Below are 8,408 nucleotides of genomic sequence, written 5' to 3'. Positions count from 1 at the left end.
GACGCGGACCTGGAACAAGAAAAAATCGGCAATACGGGGCAGCGCCGGGCAGCTGCAGAAGCGGAAACGGAAACGGAAACGGAAACGGAAACGGACACAGCTTAAACTAGCCGGCTGAGTGTCTTGACTGATGGGTCCACTTTAGCAGTTCGGCGGCACAGATGGCATGACATTCGAGGGCGCACGCGTATAGGCGTCTCCTCCGCAATGTGAACCATCCGGCTTTCGTGGTGGCCGGTTTATCTAAGTCAGGCCGGGATAGCCTGACTGCTCAGTTGCGTATAACTGTTTGCCTCTGCTTCGGCTTGCGGTATACAGCTTAAACGGCTCGACAGGCGATGATGATTACATCAGGACACCCATTCCAGCTTAGCCAGTTCGGCGGCCTCACGTGTCTTCCGGGCGAGCCCGGCGATAGATCAACACAGCCTTGTATAGCCCATTGATGGTCTCGGCCAGTGTATTGTCATCGCCGTTGCCCTTGCTTCCCACAGACGGTTCGATGCCCGCTTCTGCAAAGCGTTCGCTGTACTTCATCGACACTTATTCGGGACCGTGGTCGATATGATGGACCGGCTTGTTCCGTTCCGGCGGACGCGCGCGCAGCGTCTATTTCGGCGCGTTGAGCACGAAATCGGTCCGCATCGGGCTGCTGTCCCGCCAGCTGACGTTGCGTCGGGCGAAGACGTCGCTGATAAAGAGGACATACAACCAAGCGTTGCCACGTCGAGACGTGCGTAAAATCGCTGATCCACAGGTAGTTCGGCCGCCGCGCCCTAGACTGGTGATTGACCCGGTCGAGCGGGCCTGGAGCCTCTGCATCCGGAGCTGTCGCCTTCACGCACCTTGCCCGCGTGACGCCTCGCAGGCCAACCTTGCGCACCAAGGGTCCCACTGTGCAGCGGACTACGCCGGTTCCCACACGCCGGAGTTGGCACCACATTTTGTCGGCCTCGTAGACCTGCAGCTTCGCCAGCCAGACGCGTTCGATCTCCGTGCTCAACACCTCAGCGCATTGGATCGGTGCACAACGCAACTCCGGGTTTCGCTGCTGTGCGGCGTAAAGCCAGTAGCCCGACGGCGCGACCTGTATCGGTCGGCAGATGGACTCGACACCGGAGGCATGGCGCTGCTGATCGATAGACGTCCTCACGGCTTGAAGCGGTGCTCGAGCTCTGCCTGAACGAAAAACTCACTTGCCGTGCCGTGCCGGGGTGCAGGAGCTTGTTTGCCTTCCGCAGCTCCCGCACATCTCGCTCCAACAAGCCTTGACGCGCTCCTCTTCGGCAGTGGTCCGGCCTGGACGCTGGCCATCATCAAGCTCTTGCTGATGTACCCAGCGGCAAAACGTGTCAGGTGTGCAGCCGATTTGGCTGCGGTGCATTCGATCGCTCTCCCGTGTTCTTGCATAGCTGCTTGCCTACGCCAGCATATGGCTTGCCCGCCCGCCGTATCTTGCAAAATAGAAACTTTTGACGCGCTGCGATAAGCCAATCGTATGACGATTATGTAAGTCGGTCGTCTGACTTGCGTTGGCAATACAACTGTATGGGGTTTTTGCTACAAAAGTTATGGTGGACACAAGATTTTCGCATTTCTCATAAAAAAAACGCTGGATTTTGCCCAGTAAACGTCTTAATGTTGCGTAACGATGACATGCATAAGGGCTCTTGCTAGTCATCCAGTAAAAAAGTAAGTCATATGACTGACTTGAGACGTGCCAGTTACAGGAGACAACCGTGCACACATATCCACACACCAGTGTCGTCACTGCTAGATGGAAAACCCAGACCGGAACTGCGGATCAACGCTTGCTGGCCTCTGTCCGAAAGCTGCTTGAAGAACGTGCAAATCAGCAGGCAACATTGGCGGAGATCGCTGATGAGCTCTTGCTCTCCCCGAGAACACTCCGGCGTCGCCTACTTGAGCTGAACACGCGCTTCAGTACACTCGTGGCCGAAGTACGTGGAGATCAAGTTCGTCGCTATCTCACAGAGACGTCCTGGTCTTTGGATCGCATTGCCGAAGAGGTGGGATACAGCGATGCCGCCAACCTGCGTCAGGCAGTCAAGCGTTGGACTGGTGAATCTCCTCAGGGTTTTCGTCTGCGCATGCGCTCACAGCAAAATGCCCAGCTCTGCGAAAGAAATTTCGAGCATCAGGCGGCTCATGGCAGCCGTTGAGCCGTGGAAAGCCTGACCTGAGCCTAAACGCATGCTGCTCGCGATTTTTCAGGTCAGGACAACGCGCGCTTGGTGTCCGACGGGCGATGCCGCATGGCGGTAACTGGGGTAAAGCGGCGGGTTGCATGTTGGCGGAGTACACACCACGAAGATCAAGGTGGCACAACGAAATGCGTGACCGTGTTCCGGGCAGCGGTCTTGCTTTCACAGTTCGGCGCGTGCAACACGGGCGCCGCCTTTAAACTGCATACATGATCGCTGAAAAGAACATGGAATCATGGACCGTTCGGGTCGCTGAGGGGAACCTCCAAGGGCACACATTTGCCCGGCAGGGTAAAGACGATTGTTATCTATCGGCAAATACCAAGTTGGTAGCTATCGACAAGGCAGTGAGGCTTTCAAGAGAAGGGCTGGCCAAAAGGTTCTGCAATGCGGTGATACCAACGATGCGACAACGCCACGGTGAAAATGTGAAATTGACGGTAACGCACTGCGTGGACTCAACAGAGCGGCCGGTGGACGACAAACTTGTAGTTGCAAGAATTGAAACAAGAAATTTTGACCCGAAGGCACGTCCAGCGGGTGTATAAGAAATGTCGGATAGCCAAAATAGCGTGGTACTGCAGAGCAGTTCGCGAAGGAGGCGCGGCAATGGAAGCAAAAAGCTTTGTAGCTAATCGACATCGCTTATATGGCCGGGCCGTCGAATTGCGTGTACGACCCTTCGCTCCGGAAGCTGTGCCACCGCCGACACGAGCTAGCGCTACGTACTGATCGCATCTGACGATCAAATTCCCAAAAAACGATCTGATCTGCTGCTCGACACCTGCTTACGAAACGATTTGTCGCGGGGTAACACCCGTAAAGGCGCCCGAACTATTCAATGGACTTTAAGCGGCGCCTGGCTGTGGTGGCTTGCATGCCGAACGTTTTAATGTCCAAACTGGCGTTGGAGCACGATCTCAGTGCGAACATGTTGTTCAAGTGGCGTGGTCAGCATCGCGCCGGGCTGCTTGGTGCTGATGCCGGGATGGCGTTCCTGCCGGTCGCGGTGGAAACAGAGCCAGATGGGGAGTCTGCGCGGGTGATCAGTGGCGCACCAGCGAGATCCTGATTGGCGGTGCAGTGGTGCGTGCGCTGGCGCTCCTCCTCTGCTTTCGTCCACACCGCGGCGTAGACCGCTACTGGGAAGGGCGCAAGCAGTGGGGCGAACTGATCCATCTTTCGCGCGACCTTGCGCGCCAGTGCCTGACCTTGATCGAACTGGGCCGGCAGTATGCTTGCGATGTAGACGACGCTCGGGCGCACATGGTCCGGCGCGCCATCGGCATCACCTTCGCCTATGCGCTCGGGCACCAGTTGCGCGGCAGCAATGCCGGTCCCAACGTTCGGCCCTAGATTGGCACAGCGGAATGGAAGCGCGTGCGCTCGATGTCGAACCTGCCGCATGGCCTCATGCTGCATATGGGCGTCGACCTTGCGCGATACCTCCACGAAGACCGCATTGATACCTGCCTAGAGGCGGCGCTCGAGCGCACGATCTCGGCCATGCTCGGCGCCAACACCGCTGCGAGCGCATTAGGAATACGCCTATTCCTCTTTCTTACACGCTACTGCTCCACCGCTCGGCTTACCTTTACTGCTTCCTGCTGCCGTTCGGCTTGGTCGATACGATCGGCTATATGACGCCGTTCTTAACGGCAATTGTGGCCTACACGTTCTTTGGTCTCGATGCGCTGGGGGACGGGATCGAAGAACCGTGCGGGACGGCCGCCAACGACCTACCGCTCGATGCACTGAGCCGCACAATCGAAATTGACCTGCGCGAGATACTTGGCGATGACGGCACTCCACCGCTGCTGCAGCCCATCCACTAATGGCTGACTTAGCTGCGACGACAAACACTCGATTTGACCGCAGGTTCCGTGAGGTCTGGTACAAAACGCTATGCCAACGTTTCGTAAATTGTGGTGTGCCACCGTCTTCGTTTAGTGAGGCCGAACCAGTTCTGCCTTCAGCTAGCGTGGACGAAATATTTCGAACAGCTGCCTCGATTCGATCACAAAATAGTCGGCTTGGCCACCACCACGCAAGATCGGCTGGGCTGCGGCAGTATCGTAGTTGCCCTCCTTAAGCAACTCGGTCGCAATATGGACACCAATTACTTCGCCAAGGACGAGCCAGGTCGATACGGACGTGCCACACCTGTCTTGTAGCTGAAGCAGCTGCGTAAGTTTGCATTCGAAGGACACGGGGCTTTCCGCCACGCGAGGCGTCGTGATCAGCCGCGAAGGCGCTGCGTTGAGTCCGGCCAGTTCGAACTCGTCTACCTCCGGCCCAACAGCTGCGCACGTAGCGTTCATTGCTTCAGCTAATGGTTTGGTCGCAAGGTTCCACACGAATTCTCCGGTCTCCTGCACATTATGCAGCGTATCTTTCGCACCGATGCTCGAAAATCCGACGATTGGCGGCAAATAATTAAATGCGTTGAAGAAACTGTACGGCGCTAGATTCCGAACGCCATTTTTGCTGATGGAGGAGATCCAACCGATGGGGCGAGGCCCGACGATTGCATTGAAAGGATTGTGTGGCAGTCCATGCCCATTGCATGGCTCATAAAAGTAGCTCGACATTGCACGACTCGAAACAGTTTTGAAGCTGACATCATATCAGCGACACGCGCCGTGGCCGGGCAGGGCTGATGACATTTCGCCCACGCCCGCGACAATTGCGGGAATCGAAAGATGTCTACGGAACATCGTGAAAGCATCGTCGCGACTGCATTCGATCGACAGCACGAGATGATTACCCATACTTCACGAACGTCCCCACGACGATCATCGCCAGCAAACAGTTACGTGCAGTAAGGCGAGTACAGCATCGCGACCAGATACCGGGCGCAGAGCAGCCGACATTTTCCATAACTAGCTGGGACACCACTTACTCGCAAGCTCCCTTTGCCGGCGCCCTGAGAATCATCGCGACGGTCCTGTTCCGTAGCGTCGCCCGTCCGTCATATCCGGACTCTTACATTTTGCACGTCCTTACACGAACGGGCTGTCCTTACACATGACGACGGCCCTCGTGGTTTCGGCACCGCTGCAATGCCGCTCTGGTGGACGTTAGTAGAAAGCATCTCTGTTACAGGCGACACCAAACTGGTGGCGACGCATCTTCGGCTATCAGGTCAGCGGCCCTGAAGTGCGCCGATTCTTAAATGAGAGCAAGGACCACGACCTTGGACGATATAATCACTCGGTTAAAAATAAGTGTTCAATTTTGGCATGATACTGACTCAAATTTGTTCTCGTGTACACAAGCATAGTACAATCCCTTAACGCAATACATTCTTGACCCATTTGAAAGGACCAGAACATGGCGGTTACCGATTTGTCGAAACTCAACCTGAGCGAACTCAAAGGCCTGCAGCACGACATCGAACAGGAAATCAAGAACCGTGAACAGGAAGAGGTGAGAAAGGCGCGGGAGAAAATTCTTTCAATAGCACAAAGTGTTGGCCTTCCGGTCGAGCAATTAATCGCCAACGTTAGGACGAAGCCGAAGGCTGCCAAAGCCTCGACTGTGCGAGCACAATACCGCAACCCTGCTGACAATGAACAAACCTGGACGGGCCGCGGACGTAAGCCCCGGTGGGTAATTGAGGCAGTTGAGCAAGGTAAATCACTCGACGAATTCCGCATCTAGTAGACAGAACCCAGGGTGTGCTTATTTGCTCACCCATTTTCTCGATGCTCTGCTGCAGTCCTTGTTGCGATTTTTCATCGAAGGCCGTAGAGCTGACGAGCGCAGCCTCCATGATCGTTCCCTCCCGCATAACCAAACCCTTGCTCCCGAGTGACACTTAATTTCATCGAATTTGTGTCTCTGTCATAGACCTCAGATTAAGCCTGGACAATAACTGCGTCGAGTCGCTTTTTCACCTAACGCGGCTGGCTTGCTCCCGATTCCAAAGACACCATGTTAAGTTGAAATGGAGTCAGCGGGAATCGATGGCAGCAAGAAGGCATCCAGCCGAGATTTCGAGCTCGAGGCCATAAAGCTGGCTGAGAACCGCGGTGTTTCGGTAAGCCAGGCCGCGCAGGATCGGGATGTGCATGAGAATGTCCTCCGCAAGCGGGTACGCGAGCATCGCGAGCAACCCGAGAAAGCATTCCCTGGCAACGGCAAGATAACAGCGCAGGATGCGGAGATTACACGGCTGCGCAAAGAGGTGGCCAAGCTCAAGATGGAGCGGGATTTCTTGAAAAACCGCTCCACACGCGCAGAGACCGTGGCCGTCAGCTTCTTGAAGGCGTAGATACCGTCGAGAAACCTGGCCCAAGGGAAGTTGCGGACTCATCTGTGGCGGCGCTCTTTCAGGCGACCCCGTTTAGGAAATTGATCAAATCCGAGTCCCCGTCCTGCGTTTTCTTCAGGAGGGATCATGTCAAAAGCCCGTGCGGCAGCAAAGCTGGCAGGGTTACCGATCATTCATCCATTCGCAGCCGGCATCGATATCGGTTCGCGGTTTCATGTCGTAGTCGTGAGCCCGGATCTTTGTGACGAGCCGGTTCAGACATTCCAGGCTTTACCAGTGATCTCGAGCGAATGGCCGGTTGGCTCATCTCGACGGGTATCCGAACAGTGGTAATGGAATCGACCGCCGTCTATTGGGTTGCAGCGTATAAGGTACTCGAGTCCAGGGACTGGACGTCATCCTTGCGAACGCGCGAGAGGTCCGTGCGGTGCCGGGCTGGAAGAGTGACGTCAACGATGCACAATGGCTCCAGCGTTTGCATGCCTGCGGACTACTGAGAGCCAGCTTCCGTCCTGGGCGAGATCGCTGAACTCAGGACATATTTGCGTGCCGCGAACGCCACACGGATTAGGCCGCTGCCCAGATCCAACATACGCACAAGGCGCTGACGTACATGAATATCCAATTGCACCATGTGATTTCTGACATCACGGGGGCACCGGATGAAGATTGTTCGAGCCATCGTGGCAGGCGTGCGAGATCCGGACAAGCTTGCAGCAATGCGCGACGTCCGCTGCAAGGAGAATGTCGAGACGATCCGAAATTTCCTTGTCGGCAACTATGAACCTGAGCATCTGTTTGCATTGTAGCAGGCCCTCGGGCTCTACGGTTTTTATCAGCAACGTGTCGATGAATGCGATGCCGACATTGAACGTGCGGTAGCCGGACTTAACGTTGGTAAAGAGATACCCGTGGCACCGTTGCCGAAAGCCAGACACCGCAGCAAGCAGCCGAGTGATCCAAACTTCGGCGTCCGCTCCGCAATGTACCAGTTGACTGGAAGAGATCTGACCCAAATCCACGGAATTGGTCCCATCTTGGCGCTGCGGCTTATTGGCGAGCGTGGCACGGACATGATGCACGTTGCTGCGGTGCCGGAACTTTATTCGCGTCGAATCGCCGGATGGTCCATGCACGACAGTATGACTTCACAGCTTGTCGTCGACGCATTGATGATGGGTGTCTGGCGCCGGGGCAAGCCAACCGCGAGCGAACCCGCCGAAACCTTCCGCTGCAAAATAGTCTTCGCCAATGACGATTGTTCGCGACTCATCCAAGCGTTTGTTCTGTTGCACGCCGCCCGGCGGCCCCTCACCAACAAGTTGCGCGAGCGTCGATAAAGAAGTTCTTCGCGGTTATCTTCCACGTAGGTTTCTCATATGGAACTCTTGTTCCTCTGAGCCAGCGTTTGCGACTTCGCTTCTATCAAACCAGATAGCCCCGTGCCGGTCACACGGCAAACACGTATCGCACAACTTCACCAATCAGTCAAATGACTTGGTTTATGCCGCGCATCTGTATCGTTTTTTAACCACACAACATTACATACGCGGAACACGTAAGAAAAAACGCAAAAACCACTGGCGCTTTCGAAAATTTCGTCTTACTGTTGCACAACGATGACATAAAGATAGCGAAATCCTGATCCAATGACCAGAAAGATCAGTCATATGACCGACTTAGGCCTTACGCTACACAGGAGATAACCACGATGACAACTTGCCATGCAGGTTTCCTTGGAGCACGACCGGAGACCCAGTCTGGAACTACGGATGACCGCCTTTTGGCACCTATCCGAAGCCTCTTTCAAGAGCACGCAAACGACCACGTAATATAGTGGACCCCGAATTTGAGACGGTGGTTTAAGCTGTCGTCCGCGAAAGGATGACAGCGAATGAGTGAAGGTA

At 55.3% G+C, this 8,408-nt stretch carries 8 protein-coding genes, 4 pseudogenes and 1 other annotated feature; of the genes and pseudogenes, 8 read left to right on the top strand and 4 right to left on the bottom strand.

Annotated elements, in window-relative coordinates:
• Nucleotides 1-248 precede the first annotated feature (248 nt).
• Nucleotides 249-1,420: pseudogene (locus QPK29_RS33085) on the bottom strand (IS3 family transposase); the annotation flags it as partial.
• Nucleotides 1,079-1,195, bottom strand: a sequence feature (AL1L pseudoknot). It overlaps the preceding pseudogene by 117 nt.
• 319 nt (nt 1,421-1,739) lie before the next feature.
• Here QPK29_RS33085 and QPK29_RS33080 point away from each other — a divergent pair.
• The 3 genes and pseudogenes from QPK29_RS33080 to QPK29_RS33565 all read left to right on the top strand — a co-directional run.
• Nucleotides 1,740-2,183: a helix-turn-helix domain-containing protein gene (locus QPK29_RS33080; RefSeq protein ID WP_371772374.1), complete on the top strand. Its 444-nt coding sequence runs from the start codon at nt 1,740-1,742 to the stop codon at nt 2,181-2,183.
• A 251-nt stretch (nt 2,184-2,434) separates the two neighbouring features.
• Nucleotides 2,435-2,773 carry a hypothetical protein gene (locus tag QPK29_RS33075; protein ID WP_400189948.1) on the top strand — a complete coding sequence of 113 codons (339 nt, stop codon included), beginning with the start codon at nt 2,435-2,437 and terminating at the stop codon, nt 2,771-2,773.
• A 293-nt stretch (nt 2,774-3,066) separates the two neighbouring features.
• Nucleotides 3,067-3,162: pseudogene (locus QPK29_RS33565) on the top strand (IS66-like element accessory protein TnpA); the annotation flags it as partial.
• 14 nt (nt 3,163-3,176) lie between these two features.
• On the opposite strand, the gene QPK29_RS33560 reads toward QPK29_RS33565, so the two are convergent.
• Entirely contained in the window at nt 3,177-3,677 is a 501-nt protein-coding gene (locus QPK29_RS33560) for a hypothetical protein (protein WP_449821522.1), read from the bottom strand.
• Between the two features lie 17 nt (nt 3,678-3,694).
• Here QPK29_RS33560 and QPK29_RS33060 point away from each other — a divergent pair, with 17 nt between their 5' ends.
• Nucleotides 3,695-4,060, top strand: coding sequence for a bestrophin family protein (locus tag QPK29_RS33060; protein ID WP_371772381.1), 366 nt, complete (start codon nt 3,695-3,697; stop codon nt 4,058-4,060).
• A gap of 141 nt (nt 4,061-4,201) precedes the next feature.
• Here the strand turns inward: QPK29_RS33060 and QPK29_RS33055 are convergent, their stop codons facing one another.
• Nucleotides 4,202-4,816, bottom strand: coding sequence for a flavin reductase family protein (locus tag QPK29_RS33055; RefSeq protein WP_371772377.1), 615 nt, complete (start codon nt 4,814-4,816; stop codon nt 4,202-4,204).
• 742 nt (nt 4,817-5,558) lie between these two features.
• Between QPK29_RS33055 and QPK29_RS33050 the strand changes: the two genes are divergently transcribed.
• From QPK29_RS33050 to QPK29_RS33040, 3 genes and pseudogenes are all read left to right on the top strand, one after another.
• On the top strand, nt 5,559-5,888 hold the full coding sequence (locus QPK29_RS33050; RefSeq protein ID WP_371772378.1) for an H-NS histone family protein: 330 nt from the start codon (nt 5,559-5,561) through the stop codon (nt 5,886-5,888).
• A 286-nt stretch (nt 5,889-6,174) separates the two neighbouring features.
• A pseudogene (locus QPK29_RS33045) lies at nt 6,175-6,450 on the top strand (transposase); the annotation flags it as partial.
• A 177-nt stretch (nt 6,451-6,627) separates the two neighbouring features.
• On the top strand, nt 6,628-6,834 hold the full coding sequence (locus QPK29_RS33040; protein WP_371772379.1) for a hypothetical protein: 207 nt from the start codon (nt 6,628-6,630) through the stop codon (nt 6,832-6,834).
• Between the two features lie 314 nt (nt 6,835-7,148).
• Here QPK29_RS33040 and QPK29_RS33035 read toward each other — a convergent pair whose 3' ends face one another.
• Nucleotides 7,149-7,583 (bottom strand): hypothetical protein, encoded by a 435-nt coding sequence (locus QPK29_RS33035; protein ID WP_400189945.1) that lies wholly within the window; start codon nt 7,581-7,583, stop codon nt 7,149-7,151.
• On the opposite strand from QPK29_RS33035, the pseudogene QPK29_RS33555 reads away from it, so the two are divergent.
• A pseudogene (locus QPK29_RS33555) lies at nt 7,584-7,703 on the top strand (IS3 family transposase); the annotation flags it as partial.
• Between the last annotated feature and the right edge of the window lie 705 nt (nt 7,704-8,408).

Origin of the sequence: Massilia orientalis (assembly GCF_030411975.2) — a bacterium.
GTDB classification, from domain to species: domain Bacteria; phylum Pseudomonadota; class Gammaproteobacteria; order Burkholderiales; family Burkholderiaceae_D; genus Telluria; species Telluria orientalis.
Note: the sequence above shows the minus strand (reverse complement) of the source record. Positions and strands in the feature narration are given on the sequence as shown.

Bases quoted from the DNA above. Each gene is read 5' to 3' on its own strand.
- QPK29_RS33055 (WP_371772377.1), bottom strand. From the start codon at position 4,816: ATGTCGAGCTACTTTTATGAGCCATGCAATGGGCATGGACTGCCACAC.
- QPK29_RS33040 (WP_371772379.1), top strand. From the start codon at position 6,628: ATGTCAAAAGCCCGTGCGGCAGCAAAGCTGGCAGGGTTACCGATCATT.
- QPK29_RS33050 (WP_371772378.1), top strand. From the start codon at position 5,559: ATGGCGGTTACCGATTTGTCGAAACTCAACCTGAGCGAACTCAAAGGC.
- QPK29_RS33075 (WP_400189948.1), top strand. From the start codon at position 2,435: ATGATCGCTGAAAAGAACATGGAATCATGGACCGTTCGGGTCGCTGAG.